This is a genomic window from Paraeggerthella hominis, from assembly GCF_021044775.1.
Taxonomy (GTDB): domain Bacteria; phylum Actinomycetota; class Coriobacteriia; order Coriobacteriales; family Eggerthellaceae; genus Paraeggerthella; species Paraeggerthella hominis.
In genome coordinates, this window is record NZ_JAJNOQ010000001.1 from 100,006 (window position 1) to 119,313 (window position 19,308).

The following is a 19,308-nucleotide window of genomic DNA, read 5'->3' on the forward strand; positions in this document are numbered from 1 at the left end:
TGCATCTTGGACTCTTGAGGAAAGGTACGGCATCCCGTGGCCAATACGTACAAGGAAACGATGAACCTGCCCAAGACCGACTTCGCAATGCGGGCGAACTTGCCCGAAAGCGAGCCGAAGCGTCTTGCGAAGTGGGAAGAGGAGCGCATCTACGAGCGCGTGCTGGAAAAGAACAAGGACGGCAAGCCCTTCATTCTGCACGACGGCCCCCCGTACGCCAACGGCCCCATTCACATCGGTCATGCCTTCAACAAGATCCTCAAGGACTTCGTGAACAAGTCCCACGCGCAGCGCGGCTTCTTCACGCCGTACGTGCCCGGTTGGGACTGCCACGGCCAGCCGATCGAGCACATGGTGGAAAAGACCCTCGGGCCTGAGAAGATGGCCAAGATCGACCAGCCCACGCTGCGTCGCCTGTGCCGCGAATGGGCCGAGAAGTACGTCGGCATCCAGCGCGACGGGTTCAAGCGCCTGGGCGTCAACGCCGACTGGGATCACCCCTACCTCACGTTCACGCCGAACTACGAGTCCGGCAACGTGGAAGTGTTCAAGCAGATGTACCTGGACGGCTCGGTCTACCGCGGCCGCAAGCCCATTCACTGGTGCAAGCGCTGCCATACCGCGCTGGCCGAGGCTGAGATCGAGTACTCCGACGAAACGTCGCCGTCCATCTTCGTGAAGTTCAAGCTCGACGTGATGCCGGGCGTGTTCGAGGCCGCCGGAGCCGAGGGCGACGCCTACGTGCTCATCTGGACCACCACGCCCTGGACGCTGCCGGCCAACACGGCCGTGTCGCTTGCCCCCGACGCCGACTACGTCATGGTGCGCGCCGACGGGTCCAACGTGATCTTCGCGCGCGAGCTGGTGGAGCAGGTGGCCGAGATCGCGGGTTGGGAAAGCTATGACCTGGTGCTCGGCGAAGATGGCGAGCCCGTTGCGCTCAAGGGCCGTCAGCTGACCGGCCTGACTTACACGTGCCCCATCCGCCAGGATCTCAAGGGCACGATTATCTACGGCGATCACGTCACGCTCGATTCGGGCACCGGCGCCGTGCACACGGCTCCCGGACACGGCCAGGACGACTACCTGGTGGCGCTCGAATTCGACGTGCCGCTGCTCATGCCGGTGGACGACAACGGCGTGCTGACCGACGAGGCGGGCCCCTTCGCCGGCCTTGACGTCGAGGCGGCCAACCCGGTGATCATCGAGTGGCTGCGCGAGCGCGGCACGCTCGTGGCCCAGAAGACCATCTTGCACAGCTACCCGCATTGTTGGCGCTGCCACGAGCCGGTCATCTTCCGCGCCACCGACCAGTGGTTCGTGTCCATGGACAAGAACGCGCTGCGCGAGAACGCCCTGAACGCCATCGAGAACACGGTGGAGTGGATCCCCGCGTGGGCGAAGAACCGTATCGGCAGCATGGTGGCCGACCGTCCCGACTGGTGCATTTCGCGCCAGCGCTCGTGGGGCGTGCCCATTCCCGTGTTCAAGTGCGCGAAGTGCGGCAGCACGGTTGCTACCGAGGAGACGTTCGACGCGGTCATCGACCTGTTCAACCGCGAAGGGGCCGACGCGTGGTTCACGCGCAAGCCCTCCGAGTACCTGCCCCGCCACGTGAAGTGCGAAACGTGCGGATGCAGCGAGCTCGTGCCTGAAAAGGACATCCTGGACGTGTGGTGGGAAAGCGGCGTGTCCCATACCTCCGTGCTCAAGCATCGCGAGGCCGAGGGCCTGCGCTTCCCGGCGGATATGTACCTGGAAGGCTCCGACCAGCATCGCGGTTGGTTCCAGTCGTCGCTTCTGACCAGCGTGGGCGCTTACGGCGTGCCGCCGTACAAGTCTGTCATGCACTGCGGCTTCACGGTGGACGGCGAAGGCCGCAAGATGTCGAAGTCGCTGGGCAACGGCGTGGATCCGGCCGACGTGATGGCGAAGGCGGGCGCCGACGTGCTGCGCCTGTGGGTGGCCAGCGTCGACTACTCGCAGGACGTGAGCATTTCCGACGAGATCCTGCAGCGCACGAGCGAAGCGTACCGCCGCATCCGCAACACGTTCCGCTTCCTGCTGGGCAGCTTGGACGATTTCTGCTTCGAGCACGACGCCGTTTCCGACTGGGAGGGGCTCGAGCCGATCGACCAGTGGGCGATGGTGCGCACGCGGCATCTGCTTGCCGACGTCGAGGCGGCCTACGACAGCTACCGTTTCCATTACGTGTACCGCAGCGTGTACGACTACATCGTGAACGATCTGTCGGCCGTCTACATGGACGCGACGAAGGACCGCCTGTACTCCGAGGCGCCGAACTCGCCGCGCCGCCGCGCCGTGCAGACCGTGCTCGCGAACATCCTCGAAGTGCTCGTGCGCGTGCTGGCGCCCGTCCTGACGTTCACGACCGACGAGGTGTGGGAGCACTACCCGCAGGCCGAGCGCATGAACGAAGGCCGTCCCTCCAACGTGCAGCTGGCCGGTTGGCCTGAAGTCTCGGACTTCGTGCCCGCCATTCCCGCGGAAGGCGGCGAGCGCATGGCCGAGGACTTCGGCGTGGTGCTGGGCGTGCGCGAAGCGGTGACGAAGGCGCTTGAGGACGCCCGTGGCCAGAAGGTTGTGAACAAGAGCCAGGAAGCCGCCGTGACGGTGACGGCTCCGCGCAGCGTGCTCGACGTGCTGGAGCGCTACGACGCCGCCGTGTACGAAGAGCTGTTCATCGTGGCATCCGTGGCGTTCGTCGAAGGCGACGAGCTTGCAGCCGCGGTTGCTCGCACGGATGCGGAGAAGTGCCCGCGTTGCTGGAACTATCGCGTGCTCGGCGGCAACGCGAGCCATCCTGACGTGTGCGATCGTTGCGGCGACGCGCTCGACGCCATCGGCTTCACGGAAAGCGAGTAGGTTTTTGATCGACGACAACAAAGCCCAAACCGACCGTCTTGAGGCGCAGGGGGCTGTTGCAGGCGCTGCGCCCTCGCATCGCCTGCGCAGCGCCCTGATTCTCGGGGCGGCCGGCTTGGCCTGGCTTGCGCTGGACGTGCTCACCAAAAGCTGGTTTACTGCGAACTACGCGGTGGGGGAGGCTTCGGCGAACTCGCTTTGGGGGATCGTGCGCTTTCATCTGGTTCATAACACCGGGGCGGCGTGGGGCATGTTCGGCGACTCCACGTTCGCCTTGGGGATTATGTCGCTGGTCGTGTGCGCGGTTCTCGTCGTGTATTTGATCGGGTTCTCGCCGACCGCCTCGACGCTTGAGGCTTTGGGCCTTGCGCTGGTGGTTGCCGGAGGACTGGGCAACGCCATCGATCGGTTCGCGTTGGGCTACGTAGTGGATTTCATCGAACCGGTTTTCATCGACTTTCCGGTGTTCAACGTTGCCGACATTGGCGTGACCTGCGGGTTCGTTCTGTTTATTGTGGGCTTGCTGATACGCGAGCGGCGCATGGGCGCTTTGGCGGCCGCGCATGTCGATCAGGTGCAGGAGGGTGGCGATCGATGACGCGCCTGCTGTCCCATATCGTCGCCCCCGAAGACGCTGGCCAGCGCTTGGACGCTCTGCTGGCCGCTCGCGGGCTGTACCCGAGCCGCAGCGCTGCTGCGCGCGCGGTGGATGACGGCGCCGTGTACGTGAACGGTGCGTCCGTTGCGAAGAAGCACGCCGTGGCCGCTGGAGACACCATTGTCTACCAGGTAGAAGACGCAATCGAGGCGGGTCCGTTGGCGGGCCAGCCCATCGATTTGGACATTCGCTTCGAGGACGAGCATCTTATCGTGCTTTCGAAGCAGGCGGGGCTCGTGTGCCACCCTTCCGTCGATCACGATGACGGCACGTTGGTGAACGCGCTCGTGTTTCATTGCGGGGCTGAGAACCTCTGCAATGTGCAGGGCGAGGACGATCGGCTGGGCATCGTGCATCGCCTTGACCGCGATACGACCGGGCTCATGCTGGCTGCGAAAACTGACGAGGCGGGGTACGCCCTCATGGCCGACATCCGCGATCGCGCCGTCGATCGTCGGTACCTGGCGCTCGTGCATGGCATTGTCGCGCACGACACGGGCATGGTGGACGCGCCCATCGCTCGCTCTGCGAACGAGCGCACGCGCATGGCCGTGCGCGTCGCGCCTTCTGCGCGCGAGGCCATTACCACGTTTCGCGTGCTCGAGCGGTTCGAGCCTCGCGCGAAAGACGACGGCTACACGCTTATCGACTGCAAGCTGTTTACGGGACGAACGCACCAGATTCGCGTGCACATGGAGTACGCGAAGCATCCTTTGGTGGGAGATCCCGTGTACTCGTCCAGGTCTCCGAAGGACGTTTCCGCCGATCTGGGGCTTGACCGGCAGTTCCTGCATTCGTTCCAGCTTGGCTTCGCGCATCCGGAAACCGGCGAGGAGCTGCGCTTCTTCGATGCGTTGCCCGAGGATCTCCAGGCGGCTCTTGACGCGCTGTCCGACCGAAGCGAGGGTCGTACGGCAGCCGGCGAAGAGGTTTTCGAGCTGCTTTCGCACTAGAGCCGGGCGCACGATCCGGGCGCGGGGTCGGCTCTAGCGCCCGTTCGCTTCGCATCACTTCCCGTAGACGCTCATGTTATGGAAGTGCTCCTGCATGTAGGGTTGCGGGAACCACTCGTCTAAAGCGCGTTGCTCCCAGGTGACGGCGGGCACACCCTGCGCCCGCTGGCTTTCGCGATCGAGGGCAAGCACGGTGACGGCAATGTTCAGTGCCATAAGCACGCTTGCTGCGGCGGTCAGCGCTTTTGCCGTCGTGGTTCGCGCGTTCACGTGGGAGAACGCGCGCTTGACGAGCGGCATTGCGATGCGAACCCATAGAAGCCCCAGAAGGCCCCACATGACGCCGAACGCGAAGTTCGTGCGTCCTCCGATGCTCCCGAACGTGCCGGCGTAATCCCAGGCTATGGCTCCCCAAAGCACTTCCATGAGCCAGCTTGCCGTGTATTCGATCGCGGATCCCAGCACCATCGATACGATGAAGATGATCAAGTTGTGGGAATGGTGGAAGCGATTCAGGCTTACCGTGAGCAGCACGGCCCCCATGCCGTAAATGGGGGAAAACGGACCCCAGACCAGACCGGCGCGGCTTTCGTAGCCTCCGTACACGATTGCATGGAAGATGGTTTCCACGGCAAGTCCAAACATGCTGCCGGCCACGAACAGCCAGAACAATGTAAAGTAGTCGATCTTCAAATAGCCGAAATTCGGCTTGACCTGTTCGCGGACTTCCTGACCTATCTCCTTGAAGACGCTTGAATTTTGAGGTTCTTTCTCCATTCACCTGCCCTCCGATAAGTCAATGGGCTAAACTATATCAGATTTAGGGGGCTTGAAATTAAACCGTTACACCCCATGTCAATTGCAGGAAGGTGATGAGCATCGTGTCAGCCGGTAGTCGCTGCGGGGTTCTCCTCGTGAATACCGGGACGCCGGCCGAGCCGCGTCCTCGTGCTGTTCGTGCGTATTTGGCCAGGTTTCTGATGGACAAGCGCATAGCTCCGATGAATCGCGTGGCTTGGTGGTTCATTCTGCATCTGTTCATTCTGCCCAAGCGCGGGCGCGCGTCAGGCGAGAAGTACGCGAAGATCTGGACTGACGAAGGGTCGCCGTTCACCGTGGCGCATGAGAAGCTGGAATCGGGGCTGAACGCATCGCTTCAGCAAGAGGGCTTCGACGTGATGGTTCGCTGCGCCATGAGTTACAGCGATCCTACGGTTCGGCACTGCGTGAAGCAGATGAAGGCGGCCGGATGCACGCGTTTGGTGGTTCTGCCCCTGTACCCGCAGAGCGCTTACTCCACCACCGGGTCGGTCTCCGACAGCGTTGAGCGCGCGCTCAAGAAAACGCGCTGGAAGGTCCCGTGCGATTTCATCGACAACTACCACGATCACGTCACGTATATCCGCGCTATAGCGGCTTCCATCGAACATGCGGGCTTTCAGATCGAATCAGACGATCGCCTACTGTTCTCGTATCATTCGATCCCCCTTGTCGACATCGAGGCGGGGGACACCTACGAGCTGCAAACGGGTGCCTCGAGCTTGCAGATAGCCAGCGAGCTGGGCCTTGATCGCAACCGTTGGACTATCGGCTATCAGTGCCAGTTCGATAAGGGCAGGGAATGGCTCAAGCCGTTTTCGCGCGACACGCTGGCTCGATGGGCGGAAGCCGATGTGGGGCGCGTTTTCTACGTTTGCCCGAACTTCGCCGTCGATTGCCTGGAGACGCTTTACGATATCGAATACGAGTTGAAACCTTTTTATTTTGATCATATTCGCCAGGCGGGGAGGACGCCTGGCTCCGATAGTTTCGTATACGTGCCTTGCCTCGACCGCAGCCGAGCGCATTTGCGCGTTTTATCCGACGTGCTGCGGCCGCATATCGAGGAGGCTAACCATGGGTAAAGACGAGGGCCGCTCTGCGGTCGAGCCCGCGCAAAAAACGGTGTTGTTGGGCGTTACGGGGTGCATCGCCGTCTACAAGTCCTGCGAGATCGTTCGCGCATTGCAGAAAGCCGGCGTACGCGTGAAGGTCGTCATGACCGAGCACGCAACCGAGTTCGTGGGCCCTACGACGTTTCGCGCGCTTACGCATGAGCCGGTGGCTGTTGGGTTGTTCGACGATCCGTCGGATCCCATCCATCATATCTCGCTTGCTCAAGAGGCGGACGTGTTCTTGATTGCTCCGTGCACGGCCAACGTCATTGCGAAAATTGCGAACGGGATTGCCGACGACCTGCTGACCACGACCGCGCTTGCCACCACGGCGCCGTTGGTCATAGCACCCGCCATGAACGTGAACATGTACGAGAACGGCGCCACGCGTTACAACATCGGCAAGCTTCACATCCGCGGGACGCGCATCATCGAAGCCGGAGACGGCTACCTTGCTTGCGGCGACGTGGGCCGCGGTCGTTTGGCGGAGATCGACGACATTGTGACGGCGGTGCTCGAGGAACTGGGCATGAGCCGTGATCTGTCGGGCAGGCACGTCATGGTGACGGCCGGCCCCACGGTGGAGCCCATCGATCCGGTGCGCTACATTTCCAACCATTCTTCCGGCAAGACCGGATACGCCGTGGCACGTGCTGCTGCCTTGCGCGGCGCGGACGTGACGCTGATTTCCGGCCCGGTGTCCATTCCGGTTCCCGAGGGCGTGCGCGTCGTTCATGTGAAGACGGCGCGCGACATGTTCGCAGCCGCTGAGGAGGCGTTCGAAAGCGCCGACATCGCCGTGTTCGCGGCTGCGGTGGCCGATATGCGCCCGAAGCTGGCGGCCGACCGAAAGCTGAAGAAGGGCCAGTCGGACGCGGAGCTGGGCGTGCTGGAGCTGATCGAGAACCCGGATATCCTGGCGACCCTCGGTGCGCGGAAAACGCACCAGGTGGTCGTAGGGTTTGCGGCTGAAACGAACGACGTGGTGGCGAACGCCGAGAAGAAGCTGGTGTCGAAGCACGCCGATCTCGTGGTGGCGAACCAGGTGGGCGAGGGCAAGGCCTTCGGCACCGACGACAACGAGGTGTGGTTCGTTGACGACGAGGATATCGAGGAGCTTCCGCGCATGTCGAAAGCCCGCTTGGCCGACGCGATCCTGAACAAGGCGGTCGAGTTCCTGCGGTAAAGCGTCGGGAGTTCGAGCTTCCCTGGCCTGCGGGCAAGGGAAGCTCGAACTTTTTAGTGCAAGCGCCAGAAATTTTCAAAAGATGGAAATTCGGGCTTGCAAAGCCTGGGCGATACGGTTAATATAATCTGCGCTGCTTCGGAAGAGCGCGAGTTCGAAGAAGCGAGCATGAACGGGTTGTGGCGCAGTTTGGTAGCGCACTTGACTGGGGGTCAAGGGGTCGCAGGTTCAAATCCTGTCAACCCGACCAGCTATTACAGCAGGTCAGAGGCTTAAGAGCTTCTGACCTGCTTTTCGTTTGGGGTAATTCGCATGTCGACTTTCTTCTCGTAGAATCCTCCCATGACGGTCTCCTTCGGATAGGCTCGTCCTCCGAGGCTGCGGGGACCGGGGGATATGCAGCCTCATCGATGCGGACAAGGCTGGTTGTTGGCCCATGGTCGCGGGATGGCTCCTGTCCGACCTCTCGGGCTTCTGGATGCATGCACGGGTCGTCGCGGCCAAGCCCCCGCGCACATTGCGCTGCCCGCTCGCTAGGGCTCGGCCCGGTTCCGCCTTGCCCCCGCCGGCCCGTCAGGGCTGCGGGTCGACGGGGGCGAGGACCACGCGGTCCTTGCCTTCCTTAGCGCGGTAGAGGGCCTCGTCGGCGCGCGCTACAAGCTGCTCGATCCCGCCGGCTCCGCAGGCGCCGCCGATGCTGACCGACACCCGAAGGTCCGGGGTCTCGGGGAACCTCAGCGCCGCGACCTTGCGGCGCGCCTCCTCGAGCCTGCCGGCCAACGCCGCCGGGGGCATTCCTCGAAACGCTATGACGAACTCGTCTCCTCCGAGGCGGACGAGCGGGTCGGAGGGCCTGACGGACGAGGCCAGAGCGGATGCGATCTCCTTCAGGGCGTAGTCGCCCGCCGCATGGCCGAACGAGTCGTTGACCGACTTGAAGTCGTCGACGTCGACGAACGCCGCTGCATCGAAGCCCTCGAGGCTCTTGATCTGCTCGTCGAAGTACCTCCTGTTGCATGCTCCGGTAAGCTGGTCGAGCCAAAGCCTTTTGCTGTAGGTTTCGACCATCTCGAGGAAGCGGCTTTTGCCGTTGGCGCCGAACAGGGCGTCTTCGCCCACTTTCCTCACGGTCTCGAGTACGTAGGGCGAGCCGTCGACCTCGACGTACGTGGACACGACGAAGAATGCCTCGTTGTCCGCGATCTCGAACTTGGACGCCTGCCCTTTGGACGAGAGCGCCCTTGCGGACGTGCAATCACGGCAACGCCTGCTCTTTCCCCAGATCGCGTGGCATCGTCCCTCGCACGCGACGAGTCTGCCGTCCTCTGACACGTCCCAGGCCTCGGCTGCCGACGCGTCGACAAGCCTGGCTACGTCGAACAGCTCCCGCAGACCGGCCATGAAGCCCGGCAGCTGGTTCTCGGTCAGTTTCATGGAGACCCCCTCTTTCCCGAATGAAGGCGCACGCGAGCCGTGCGGACGGCTGTTTCCTCTGCGCGCGCCGAGGCGACCGGCAAGCGATGGTGCACGGTTTTTTGGATTCCCGCAATCTGCGGAAAGGGCGGCGCCCGTCGCTGGGCGATATAAGTTAGTCTAATCTAATTAAAGTAGTTCCAAGGTAGTCGAAGCTCGGTTCACGCTGGGCGGATCCATGAATTCTCCATCGTGAAGGCATGAAGGGCCCGTCTTCGCAGCCCGTTCGCGGTGAGGGGAGCCCCTTCAGCCCGAGCCTGAGAGAGAGTCTCAGCAGGGTGCGCTTCGCCCGTCACGCACGCAGCGGCCGGCCTGGGGCATGGGTGTGCTGCTCGGCTTGGGTGTGCAGGAGGTGCGGTTCGTCCAGGACGCGGAGCGCTTGTTTGGCTTCGCCGGCTGCTCGGCCGCATCGCAGGGTGACTCTTGGCTTCATTAAACCGCCTGGAAGCAGCCAGCCCGTTTGTCAGATTTGTCACGCCCCTTTACCGGGCGGCCATCCCGTAGCGGCTCCGGAAGAGAAGCTCGCTTGCACGTCGAGCACGTGCGACGAGTGCGCTCGGTGTACAATATCGGCATGAACGTTCGCAAACATCAAGCATCGAGTATCCCTGGGCAACGGCAGATGTCGTGTCGTGCTTCAGGGGCTCGGCACGGCGGTGCTTCAGCTGCAGCGGTTGCGCCCTTGCATTCGTTGCGTAGTCCGAGGATTTAGGCATGCTGGTTCAAAGTGAGTCGATTTCAGAAGAGACGCCGGAGCGGGTTCGGACGGTCGAGCGTTGGCGCCCTTATCTCATCGAAAGCTCTATCGTATTGGGCGGGTTCGCGCTGTTCTCGCAGCTTACCCAACATATGCCGTTGGTCGTCATTGCCCTGGTATGGGCCGCTTTAAGCACATTAACCGCCGTTGGAGCGACCTATCAATACACGATTGCAAAGCAATACAAGCAAGTGAAATACAAAGTGGACACGACTCTTGCGCGGCTCAACAAAGGTCGTCTTCTGTGCTTTACGGTATCGTTCCTTGTCTCTGCGGCCTGCATGCTGATGCTCATCTTGCAGTCGCCCCTGTGGTCTTGGTCGAACTGGTTGATAGTGCTGCTCGCCATTCCTCTGTACCGGTGTGTTGCCGCTGCGATCGACAAGACGTCGGGGCGGCAGATGGAGGACGATTATCGGCCTTCGCATGTTTTCTGGTGGAGCGTTCTGCTTACGGCGCTCTTGCTCGGCATAGGCTATGCCGTTGCCGCGGACAATGCGGAAACCCAGCAGACGGTTTCGTTCGCGGAGACGTTTTGCTTGGTAGAGCAGCCTTTCGAGCGATCGGGGGTTGCTCTTTTCTCTGAAGCGGGCGCTATCACCAGGTTCATGAACGCCTTTCAGGCAACTGAGATTGAAGCCGTGAGCACCTTGTCGCCCGAGGTCTGCTTTATCCTCCGCATTGTTTTGCAATTTGCTCCGCTTGCCTCCATCGCGGGCCTTCTTGGTGTTTGCGGAATGCCTAAAGGCGAATTGCTCCGCGCATTTCAAACGCTAAAGGAAAACAACGTCAGAAACGCGGACGTCATCTTGGTTAAAAAATATGCCCTGTTTGGTTGTATCGCTCCGATTATGCTGGTAGTTCTCTGCTTTGCGCTGAATGCCAACACGGGTTTGCTTTTCAATCGCCCTCTTTATCAGTCTGCAAAGTCGATCGTGCATGAAGAGATACTTTCCGCAGCATGCGAGTACGAAGGCAAGTACTATGATAGAAATGTTGTGAAAGAGCTTGTTGCTGTCTACGAGAACCAGCTGAACGAAATAACGGACGAAGCCGCTCCGAACCTCACCAATTTGATCAACGAGGCTTTTAACAAGCGGAAGGAAAACGTCGATTCGTTTCTTTCCAAATGCTACGAGTCCGAAAACAAGCGATACCTGCCAAGCAGAAATGGCGAGTATTCAGAGGAGGAATTGCGCGGCATCTACGTTCAGATGCTGAACGAGGGCGTAGACGATACGGCTTTGAAAGAGTGCCTTGAGGAGTATCGATCCCGAATCTCGTCGGTCGAGCAAGCATACGAAGCGGAGCTTGCAACGCATGAGCTCAGGTACGTGCCCGATTGGCTTCAGGAGGCGGATACGGAGAAGGACGCCGCTGTTTTCGACGAGCTTGAGAATCGCATAGTTGCCTTGGATTCCGTCGCGGCCAACTTGGGCGGTTACGCCGGCGAGAATGCCCTGTCGCCCGAAACGTCGAAAACGATTTTCGATACGGTCGCTTCGATTCCCCAGTGGATTATCGACCAGCTGATCAACCGAAATTCCGATAGGGACAAGATCAAGGAAGCGATTGAAGCCGAGCGGGAGAAAGCGCTGAAGTTGCTATCGCATCTTGGCGAGGACGGCGGAAATCGTTGAAACCTGCAGGTTGTCGGCTTAGCGGGGCCGGAGCAGAGGATTGCGGGCTGATTCCGTTGAGTTTGCATGCCTCGCGGCCTCCTCTGGTTTTTCCGGTTCGCAGGGCAGGGCGGCCGCTCTACGGTTATGATAAGCGCGGAGTTCAAGAAGGAGGCGCACCCGTCATGCAAACCATGTATTTCGCCGGAGGCTGTCTGTGGGGCGTTCAGGCATATATGAAGACCTTGCCGGGCGTCGTCGAAACGGAAGCGGGCCGCGCAAACGGCAGCACCGACACGCTCGACGGCCCCTACGACGGGTACGCGGAATGCGTCAGGGCCGTCTTCGACGAGCGCGTCGTATCCGTTCCTCGGCTTATGGGGTACTTCTTCGAGATCATCGATCCGTACAGCTTGAACAAGCAGGGGATCGACGTCGGCAAGAAGTACCGTACCGGCGTGTACAGCGAGGATCCTCGCCATCTTGATGAAGCAAGGGCCTTCATCGAAGCGCGCGACGATGCAGCGAGGATCGTCGTCGAGGTGGAGCCGTTGTCGAGGTACGTCAGAAGCGCCGACGAGCATCAGGACAGGCTCGATCGATGCCCGGACGATTACTGCCATATTCCCGTCGAGCTGCTGGCCAAGCACAAGCGAGTTGTTCCCTAGCGCTCGCTTTGCCTTCGCGTGGAATGGCGCGCGCTCGCGCGTCGCGGAGCTAGCTTGACGAGCGGGATCGATGCGATTCGCGCCCGTAAAATACGCGACAGGGTGCGCAGCGCGCGAAAAACCGTCGACTCTGCGCGGTTTCTTTGGCGGCGTTGGTTTACCATGGGAACCGCACCGCGGATATGCGGATGCCGGCTAGGGAAGCGCATCGGTCCAACGACGGGCCAAGCGTCAGCTGTTTCGCGTATCGAAGGGGGAGCCAGGTGAGGCGAGGGATTCTCATGCGGACCAACGTCTTGGTCTGCTTGATCATCGTCGGGGGATTCGTTGTCACGTCTGCGCTGAGCTACCAGGCCAACTACGGAGCCTCCCTTCAAAACATCGAGCAAGTGTCCCGCCTTGCGTCGGGCAGCATGTACCACCAGCTCAACACCACGTTTTCGAAGCCGCTCAACGTGTCGCTCACCATGGCGAACGACAGCCTGCTCAAACTTCTGCTCTCCGAAGAGCGCGACCGCGAGGACGATCCTAGCTACGATGAGACGATCCGAACCTACCTGGGGGAGTACCACGAGCTGTACGGCTACGAATCCGTGTTCCTGGTGTCGGCGGATACCGGGCGTTACTACAGCTATACCGGGTCGGATCGCACGATGAATCCTGAAGATCCTGCCAACGATTGGTATTACGACCTGTTGAAAAGCGGCGAAGCCTACGTGGCGAACGTGGATAACGACGACGCAGCGAACGGCGAAGTCACCCTGTTCGCGAACTGCGTGATCCGCGATGCGCAAGGCAACGCGCTCGGCGTCGTTGGCGTGGGCATGCGCATCGAGCATCTGCAATCGCTTTTCAGGCAGTACCACGACGACTTCGGCGTGGACGCCTACCTTGTAGACGCCGCGGGCACGGTGGAAGTGTCCGCGAACCACGACGTCGGGGAGAACCTGAACTACTTCGACGTGCATCCGTTCACGGAGGAACAGAAGGCGGAGCTGACGAGCTGGGATTCCGCAACCGAATCTCTCGGGTTCTGGGCGGGTGAGAACTCGGGCGTCATCCCGGTGGAATCCGACTACGTGGTCGCGCGCTTCTTGCCCGATGCCGGCTGGCATTTGGTTGTCGAAAGAGACACGAGCGAGCTTTTGACGGATCTGCGCTTGCAGCTTGCCGAGACGCTTGCCGTGATCGTCCTCATCGTGGGCGTCATCTTGTTCGTCATCACGTCGGTCATCCGCAACTTCAACCGCAAGATCGTGAATCTGACGCAGTCGATCGAGCGAGAGCGCCGAACCGCGTTCGAGAAAGCCACGCAGCACCTGTTCGAAGACATCTACGAGCTGGACGTGACGAACGACCGCCCCGCGAACGAAGCGGCCGAAGATTATTTCGAAAGCCTGGGCGCGCCTCGAGGCGCTTCGTTCAGCGAAGGGCTGGCCATCATTGCGGAGAAGCAGATCAAAGAGGAATTCCGCGACGGATACCTGAACACGTTCTCTCCTGACAAGGTGCTCGAAGCGTACGAGGCCGGGCGCGAGGAGCTGCGCTACGAGTGCATGATATCGAGCGGCGGGGAGTACTACTGGCTGCGCATCACGGGGCGCATCGTGAAAAACGACGAAGACGGCGCGGTGCACATGCTGGTGTATCGCCAGAACGTCAACGCCGAGAAGCTGCGCGAGGGCCACATGCGCCGCCTTGCGATGACGGACGAGATGACGGGGCTGTACACCAAGTCTGCGACGGAGCGCGTCATAGGGCAGGCGCTCGAAGAGGATCGTGCGGGCCTGTTCGCGTTCTTCATCTTCGATATCGACGTGTTCAAGCAGGCGAACGACCGGTTCGGCCACGCCTTCGGCGACACGGTCATCAAGTCCTTCACTGGCTCCATCCGCTCGGCGTTCAGGAAAGACGACGTCATCGGCCGTATCGGCGGCGACGAGTTCGTGGCGTTCGCCTCCGTGCCCGACGAGGCATGGGCCAGGAGGAAGGCCGAGGAGCTTTCGCGCGAGCTGGATCGCGACCATGCCAGCAACGGTAAGACGTGGCACATGTCGGCGAGCATCGGCATCGCGTTCGCCCCTCGCGACGGCTCGGACTTCGATACGCTGTACAAGCACGCCGACCAGGCTTTGTACCGCACGAAGGAGAAGGGTCGAAACGGGTTGACGGTGTACGGGGAGGACTAGGCCGCGCCGATTCCGATCGCCGCGTCGCAGCGGCAACGATTCCATAACGACGGGGTTACCTTTAACCGCTTGACGGGCGGTCGCCCCCTGCCTTTCCTATGCTTATGGTGCAGTCGATGGAAAGGAGCGATCATGAGCGTCATCGTGTGGATAGTAATCGGCGGACTGGCGGGTTGGATTGCAAGCCTCATCATGAAAACCGACGGAGGCTTTCTCAAGAACATCGTTACCGGAGTGGTGGGCGCGCTCGTCGGAGGGTTCCTCATGGACTTCCTCGGGCAAGCGGGGTTCACCGGCCTCAACGTGTGGTCGTTCGTCGTCGCGCTGATTGGGTCCATCGTTCTTTTGGCGGCGATCAACCTGATCACGGGAAAGAAGTCATAGCAAAAGCACGGTCCGCCTCGCAGAGCGGGCGGGCCGCATGCGCGGGGCTTGCCGCCCTACGGAAAGGCAACCTCCGCATTCCCGATCGTGACCGACGCCACCTCGTCAAGGTTGAGGAAAGCATCGAACATGAACGTCTTGCTGCATGCCGTGGCCGAACCCTGCTCGCGCATGCTGCTTGCGGCGTTGGACGCGTCGATCGACGTTCCGTCCTTCAGGCGCACCGTCATCCTCACGTCGCGGAATCGATCCAGTTCCTCGGACCGCGCTGCGGGATCCTGCTCGAAAGCGCCCTCGTGTCGCCCGATCGCCCCTTGCACCGTGTAGTCCACGGCAAGCGAAAGGGGAGAAAGGGAGATCGCCTCGACGGTGGCGTCCATGCCGTCGACGTCGAGCGCCTGCCCGGCGGGCAGGGCGACGGATGTGTCCTCGTAGTCGATGGCGAACTTCATCTTCCACGTCCCTTCGGCCACCATTCGCCTGTCGCCTTCCGGACCGAGCGCGCAGAGATCGCTCAGCTCGACGTGCGCCGTCTTGCCCGCGATGGTGCCGTCGGAGGCGTTCACGGTCATTCGCTGCACGAATCGAAGGGCGTTGTCGGCGGGATCGGGATCGTGGAAGCTGGAGCTGCCTCCGCTTCCCGTAAAGCCCGGTACATGCAGCATGGAGCCGTTTTCGAACCAGAGCGGCAGCAGACCGTTTTCGAGAGGCTCGATGCCTTCGAACGCCGTGCCGTCGTCTTTCTCGACGCGAAACACCAGCGCGTAGCTGCGCGCATCCCCTACGATCGCCTCGGCCGTGATGGTAATGCCGTTCGTCGTGGCGCTTACGCCAAGCGGACGCCCTATCTTGTCGATCACCTCGGTTTGCGCAGGAGGCCCCCCGAACACGTCGTCAAACACGTCTTCCATGCTCGAAAGCGCGCCGGATGCGTGCGCGCCGCCGCAGATCGCAGCCGTCAAGCACGCGGCAGCCGCTACGGCGACGATCGTCCGGCGGGTCCGCTTTCCACCGGGTTGCGCCGAGGCTGCGAAGGCGCGCTTCCCCGAGCGCTCGGGTTCTTCGCAGGCGGCCGCGAGGTTGCGTGCCAAGCGCGCTTTCTCGTCGTCGGAGAATCGCAGGTCGTCCAGTGCGCGTCGAAGCTCATCGTTCATCGGATTCCTCCTTCAACATGGCGCGCAGCTTCGCGCGGCCGCGGCTTGCGTGCGCCGCTACGGCCGATTCGCTGCGTCCGGTCATCTCTGCTATCTCTTTCAGGGAATATCCCTCGTAGTAATGCAGGTAGATGGCTTCGCGGTAGTTCTGCGGCAGCCGCATGACCTGGTCGAGCACGTTGCTTTCGGGCAGTTCGGGCGCGGGCGGGTCCGCCATCTCGTCAAGCGGCGCCGACGTTCGCCGAAACCCGCTGCGCAGCACGTCTTTGCAGGCGTTCGCCGCGGCGCGAATCACCCAGGACCTCTCGTGCTCGGCGCTTTCGAAGGGATCCGTGCGGCTCATGAGCTTGAACAGCACGTTTTGGCAGATGTCCTCGGCATCGTGCGTGGATTTCAGGTACGTGTAGCTCAACCTCAGGATAAGGTCCGCGTACGCGTCCACTAGCCGTTCGGCTTCGGCTTGCGCCGGCCGTCTTTTGTCCATGATCCGGTTCGCTTCCTGTCGTGTGGGCCCGATCGTCGCCGGGCGGCAACGCTGCTTCACCGACAATACGAACGAGATGCGCGAATCCTGACACCCGCGCGAAAGATTTCGAGAAGACGCGCTGAGGATTCCGCGCTCCCGAAGGGTTTAAGAGAACTCCCAGAAATCCTGCATGAGCTCTTTGCGGTTCGCTTTGCCCGTCTTGCGCAGAATATGGTGCATGTGCACCTTCACGGTACCGGGCGCCAGGCTCATGGCGGTGGCGATGTTCTGGTTGTCTTTTCCCAAGAGCACCAGCCGCAAAACCTCTTCCTCGCGTTTGGACAGGTTGCGCGCGGCGCTGTACGCGCCCAGGTTGTGCTCGATGAACGCTTGAAGCGAGTCTCCGCCTTGCGTGGGCGGGTCGGCATGGCGCAGCGAAAGGTTCTTCCATGATCCGCGGCATGCCACGAACGCACAGCAAAGAACCAGCAGGTTTTCTGCGAAGTTGCGTTGCGGCAGGAAGGGGAACAGCCCGTCGGCCACCATGCTCGGTCCGATGACCAGCAGGAAGGTGACGTTTTCCAGCAGCACGAGCGTCACCAGGATCCACAGCGCAAGGTAGAGCTTGCGGAACCGGCGCATGCGGAGGCGCAGCACCTCGTCCTGCGCGCCCACGTACATCACGGCAACGTAGGCCAGCATCCAGTACATCATCAGCTCGCGCATGCTGTAGAAGAGGAACTCCTGGACGTTCCCTTCTTCGACCAACAACAGCACCGCGATGCTTCCCAGCACGAAAGCGGCTCCCGGAATCCATTGCGCGAACAGCCGGCGCTCCTCGATGTACTCGCACACCACCAGCCAAAAAGCCATCAACGCTCCGCCTCCGATGACGATGGACGCGGCGGGGCTGCCGATGAAAAACGGCGTGGACAGCACGTCGGCGGCTCTGCGCATCATGAAGTCGTCCTGAAAGACCAAGGCGACGTCGAAGAAGTAGAACAGGAAGCCGAAGAACGCGTACAGCAGCGCTTTCGTTCGCGAAACCAAATACGAGGCAAGACACGCCGCCGCCGTCAGAATCACGGCAAGCAGCACGAACAGCGTGTAGTAGAAAAGCACGAGACCCATGTCCATAAAGCGTTCTCCATCGTCGGCCACCTCGGTCGAGCAGAATGGCAACAGTATAGGCTATGCCGCAACGCTGCGCGCGCAAACTCCCGCTGCATCAGCCCTGATCGAGCATCGTCCTTTGGGTGTATTACCGAATTATACCCGCCTATATCCCCGCGTTATACCTGTTCGGATGAGCGCCGACGGTACATCATGTGCCGCAGCAAGGTCCAATGCCTACGAAAGGGGTCCCCATGTCGACGGAAGCGACTGCACCCGCCCGATCCGTCGGGCAGCGCGAGGGAAAGCCGAAGAAGAGCCGCAAGCTCAGCTTTCCCACCGCGTTCACCATCCTGTTCGCGCTCACTATTGTTGCGGTAGCTGCAACGTGGTTCGTGCCCGCGGGCCAGTACGCGAAGCTCGCGTACAACGCGGATGACAACGTGCTGCAGATCACTAGTCCTCAGAAGCAGGTCACGGAAGTGGCCGCCACGCAAGAGGAGCTTGACAAGATCGGCGTGAACATCGACATCGAGCAATTCACGTCGGGCGCGCTATCCAAGCCCATTTCCGTTCCGGGCACTTACGAACAGCTCGAACAGCAGCCTAAGGGCATCGCCGACATCACGGTGAGCATGGTGTCGGGAACCATCGAAGCGGCGGACATCATGGTGTTCATCCTGGTGCTCGGCGGCCTTATCGGCGTGGTCAACGCCAGCGGTGCTTTCGAATCGGGTCTCATGGCTCTCACCAAGAAGACGAAGGGACGCGAGTTTCTGCTCGTGTTCTTGGTGAGCGTTCTCATGGTGCTCGGCGGCACCACCTGCGGTTTGGAGGAGGAGGCCGTCGCCTTCTACCCGATCCTCGTGCCCATATTCCTGGCGCTCGGCTACGACTCCATCATCTGCGTGGGCGCCATCTTCTTGGCCGGGTCGATGGGAACGACGTTCTCGACTATCAACCCGTTCTCGGTCGTTATCGCATCGAACGCGGCGGGCATCAACTTCACACAGGGCATCGAATGGCGCGTGGCGGGCTGCATCGTAGGCGCGCTCGTGGTCATCGGCTACCTGTATTGGTACAGCCGCAAGATCAAGGCCGACCCTACGTTTTCCTACACGTACGAAGATCGTGAGAAGTTCGCGCAGCTTTACAACGTGGAAGCGGGCGAGACCGAAGAGGCCAAGGAAAGCGGGTTCACGCTTCGCAAGAAGACCATCCTGGTGCTGTTCGTGATAGCGTTTCCCATCATGGTGTGGGGCGTCGTCAGCCAAGGCTGGTGGTTCCCCCAGATGGCGGCCTCGTTCTTGGCGATTGCCATCATCATCATGTTCCTTTCTGGCATAGCCGAGAAGCAGGTGGTTGACGCCTTCATCAACGGAGCGTCCAGCTTGGTGGGCGTGTCGCTGATCATCGGCCTGGCGCGCGGAATCAACCTCATCATGGAGCAGGGGCTCATCTCCGACACCCTTCTGCACTGGTCTTCGGGCTTGGTGCAGGGCATGCAGGGGCCCGTGTTCATCATCGTCATGATGCTCGTGTTCTTCTTCCTGGGCTTCGTGGTTCCCTCGTCGTCGGGTCTTGCGGTTCTGTCCATGCCCATCATGGCGCCGCTGGCCGACACCGTGGGCATCCCTCGCTCGGTGGTCGTGTGCGCCTACCAGTGGGGCCAGTACGCCATGCTCTACCTTGCGCCAACGGGCTTGGTGCTGGCAACGCTTACCATGCTGGACATGAAGTACTCGAAGTGGCTGAAGTTCGTGTGGCCCATGGTGGTGTTCGTGCTCGTGTTCGGCGGCATCCTGCTGGTTGCGCAGGTCCTCATGTACAGCGCGTGATCCAACGCACATCCGCGGGCGCTTCGCAAC

General features: G+C 61.3%; 15 protein-coding genes and 1 tRNA gene. 11 read left to right on the forward strand and 5 right to left on the reverse strand.

Annotation, left to right across the window (positions count from 1 at the left end):
- Window positions 1–36: 36 nt before the first annotated feature.
- The 3 genes from ileS to LQE90_RS00425 are packed head-to-tail and all read left to right on the forward strand — an operon-like array spanning window position 37 to window position 4,497.
- Window positions 37–2,886, forward strand: a complete 2,850-nt coding sequence (gene ileS / locus LQE90_RS00415) for an isoleucine--tRNA ligase (protein WP_216528480.1) — start codon at window positions 37–39, stop codon at window positions 2,884–2,886.
- A 4-nt stretch (window positions 2,887–2,890) separates the two neighbouring features.
- Window positions 2,891–3,484 (forward strand): signal peptidase II, encoded by a 594-nt coding sequence (gene lspA, locus LQE90_RS00420; protein ID WP_181792515.1) that lies wholly within the window; start codon window positions 2,891–2,893, stop codon window positions 3,482–3,484.
- Window positions 3,481–4,497 (forward strand): RluA family pseudouridine synthase, encoded by a 1,017-nt coding sequence (locus LQE90_RS00425; protein ID WP_114566055.1) that lies wholly within the window; start codon window positions 3,481–3,483, stop codon window positions 4,495–4,497. Before lspA ends, LQE90_RS00425 begins: the two co-directional genes overlap by 4 nt.
- Window positions 4,498–4,551: 54 nt before the next feature.
- Here the strand turns inward: LQE90_RS00425 and LQE90_RS00430 are convergent, their stop codons facing one another.
- Window positions 4,552–5,274 (reverse strand): putative ABC transporter permease, encoded by a 723-nt coding sequence (locus tag LQE90_RS00430; RefSeq protein WP_216528481.1) that lies wholly within the window; start codon window positions 5,272–5,274, stop codon window positions 4,552–4,554.
- Window positions 5,275–5,369: 95 nt separating this feature from the next.
- Between LQE90_RS00430 and hemH the strand changes: the two genes are divergently transcribed.
- From hemH to LQE90_RS00445, 3 genes are all read left to right on the forward strand, one after another.
- Window positions 5,370–6,401: a ferrochelatase gene (hemH, locus tag LQE90_RS00435; RefSeq protein ID WP_216528482.1), complete on the forward strand. Its 1,032-nt coding sequence runs from the start codon at window positions 5,370–5,372 to the stop codon at window positions 6,399–6,401.
- Window positions 6,394–7,617 (forward strand): bifunctional phosphopantothenoylcysteine decarboxylase/phosphopantothenate--cysteine ligase CoaBC, encoded by a 1,224-nt coding sequence (coaBC, locus tag LQE90_RS00440; protein WP_114566058.1) that lies wholly within the window; start codon window positions 6,394–6,396, stop codon window positions 7,615–7,617. The genes hemH and coaBC overlap by 8 nt, the downstream gene beginning before the upstream one ends.
- A gap of 173 nt (window positions 7,618–7,790) precedes the next feature.
- Window positions 7,791–7,867: transfer RNA gene (locus LQE90_RS00445), tRNA-Pro, on the forward strand.
- Window positions 7,868–8,190: 323 nt separating this feature from the next.
- On the opposite strand, the gene LQE90_RS00450 is transcribed toward LQE90_RS00445, so the two are convergent.
- Window positions 8,191–9,051: a GGDEF domain-containing protein gene (locus LQE90_RS00450; protein ID WP_216528483.1), complete on the reverse strand. Its 861-nt coding sequence runs from the start codon at window positions 9,049–9,051 to the stop codon at window positions 8,191–8,193.
- Between the two features lie 753 nt (window positions 9,052–9,804).
- On the opposite strand from LQE90_RS00450, the gene LQE90_RS00455 reads away from it, so the two are divergent.
- The 4 genes from LQE90_RS00455 to LQE90_RS00470 all read left to right on the forward strand — a co-directional run bounded on the left by LQE90_RS00455 (window position 9,805) and on the right by LQE90_RS00470 (window position 14,707).
- The gene (locus LQE90_RS00455) at window positions 9,805–11,487 is read left to right on the forward strand and encodes a hypothetical protein (RefSeq protein WP_216528484.1); all 1,683 of its coding nucleotides are present in this window, start codon (window positions 9,805–9,807) and stop codon (window positions 11,485–11,487) included.
- A gap of 164 nt (window positions 11,488–11,651) precedes the next feature.
- The gene (locus tag LQE90_RS00460; RefSeq protein WP_216528485.1) at window positions 11,652–12,134 is read left to right on the forward strand and encodes a peptide-methionine (S)-S-oxide reductase; all 483 of its coding nucleotides are present in this window, start codon (window positions 11,652–11,654) and stop codon (window positions 12,132–12,134) included.
- Window positions 12,135–12,415: 281 nt separating this feature from the next.
- Window positions 12,416–14,323: a sensor domain-containing diguanylate cyclase gene (locus LQE90_RS00465; RefSeq protein ID WP_216528486.1), complete on the forward strand. Its 1,908-nt coding sequence runs from the start codon at window positions 12,416–12,418 to the stop codon at window positions 14,321–14,323.
- 132 nt (window positions 14,324–14,455) lie between these two features.
- Entirely contained in the window at window positions 14,456–14,707 is a 252-nt protein-coding gene (locus LQE90_RS00470) for a GlsB/YeaQ/YmgE family stress response membrane protein (RefSeq protein WP_216528487.1), read from the forward strand.
- A gap of 56 nt (window positions 14,708–14,763) precedes the next feature.
- Here the strand turns inward: LQE90_RS00470 and LQE90_RS00475 are convergent, their stop codons facing one another.
- From LQE90_RS00475 to LQE90_RS00485, 3 genes are all read right to left on the reverse strand, one after another.
- Window positions 14,764–15,861, reverse strand: a complete 1,098-nt coding sequence (locus LQE90_RS00475) for a DUF4179 domain-containing protein (protein ID WP_216528488.1) — start codon at window positions 15,859–15,861, stop codon at window positions 14,764–14,766.
- Window positions 15,851–16,345 carry an RNA polymerase sigma factor gene (locus tag LQE90_RS00480; RefSeq protein ID WP_216528489.1) on the reverse strand — a complete coding sequence of 165 codons (495 nt, stop codon included), beginning with the start codon at window positions 16,343–16,345 and terminating at the stop codon, window positions 15,851–15,853. The genes LQE90_RS00475 and LQE90_RS00480 overlap by 11 nt, the downstream gene beginning before the upstream one ends.
- 147 nt (window positions 16,346–16,492) lie before the next feature.
- Window positions 16,493–17,464: a helix-turn-helix transcriptional regulator gene (locus LQE90_RS00485; protein ID WP_114566066.1), complete on the reverse strand. Its 972-nt coding sequence runs from the start codon at window positions 17,462–17,464 to the stop codon at window positions 16,493–16,495.
- A gap of 230 nt (window positions 17,465–17,694) precedes the next feature.
- Here LQE90_RS00485 and LQE90_RS00490 point away from each other — a divergent pair, with 230 nt between their 5' ends.
- The gene (locus tag LQE90_RS00490) at window positions 17,695–19,278 is read left to right on the forward strand and encodes a YfcC family protein (RefSeq protein ID WP_114566067.1); all 1,584 of its coding nucleotides are present in this window, start codon (window positions 17,695–17,697) and stop codon (window positions 19,276–19,278) included.
- Window positions 19,279–19,308: the final 30 nt, after the last annotated feature.

Bases quoted from the DNA above. Each gene is read 5' to 3' on its own strand.
- LQE90_RS00425 (WP_114566055.1), top strand. From the start codon at position 3,481: ATGACGCGCCTGCTGTCCCATATCGTCGCCCCCGAAGACGCTGGCCAG.
- LQE90_RS00430 (WP_216528481.1), bottom strand. From the start codon at position 5,274: ATGGAGAAAGAACCTCAAAATTCAAGCGTCTTCAAGGAGATAGGTCAG.
- hemH (WP_216528482.1), top strand. From the start codon at position 5,370: ATGAGCATCGTGTCAGCCGGTAGTCGCTGCGGGGTTCTCCTCGTGAAT.
- coaBC (WP_114566058.1), top strand. From the start codon at position 6,394: ATGGGTAAAGACGAGGGCCGCTCTGCGGTCGAGCCCGCGCAAAAAACG.
- LQE90_RS00450 (WP_216528483.1), bottom strand. From the start codon at position 9,051: ATGAAACTGACCGAGAACCAGCTGCCGGGCTTCATGGCCGGTCTGCGG.
- LQE90_RS00455 (WP_216528484.1), top strand. From the start codon at position 9,805: ATGCTGGTTCAAAGTGAGTCGATTTCAGAAGAGACGCCGGAGCGGGTT.
- LQE90_RS00460 (WP_216528485.1), top strand. From the start codon at position 11,652: ATGCAAACCATGTATTTCGCCGGAGGCTGTCTGTGGGGCGTTCAGGCA.
- LQE90_RS00465 (WP_216528486.1), top strand. From the start codon at position 12,416: ATGCGGACCAACGTCTTGGTCTGCTTGATCATCGTCGGGGGATTCGTT.
- LQE90_RS00470 (WP_216528487.1), top strand. From the start codon at position 14,456: ATGAGCGTCATCGTGTGGATAGTAATCGGCGGACTGGCGGGTTGGATT.
- LQE90_RS00475 (WP_216528488.1), bottom strand. From the start codon at position 15,861: ATGAACGATGAGCTTCGACGCGCACTGGACGACCTGCGATTCTCCGAC.
- LQE90_RS00480 (WP_216528489.1), bottom strand. From the start codon at position 16,345: ATGGACAAAAGACGGCCGGCGCAAGCCGAAGCCGAACGGCTAGTGGAC.
- LQE90_RS00485 (WP_114566066.1), bottom strand. From the start codon at position 17,464: ATGGACATGGGTCTCGTGCTTTTCTACTACACGCTGTTCGTGCTGCTT.
- LQE90_RS00490 (WP_114566067.1), top strand. From the start codon at position 17,695: ATGTCGACGGAAGCGACTGCACCCGCCCGATCCGTCGGGCAGCGCGAG.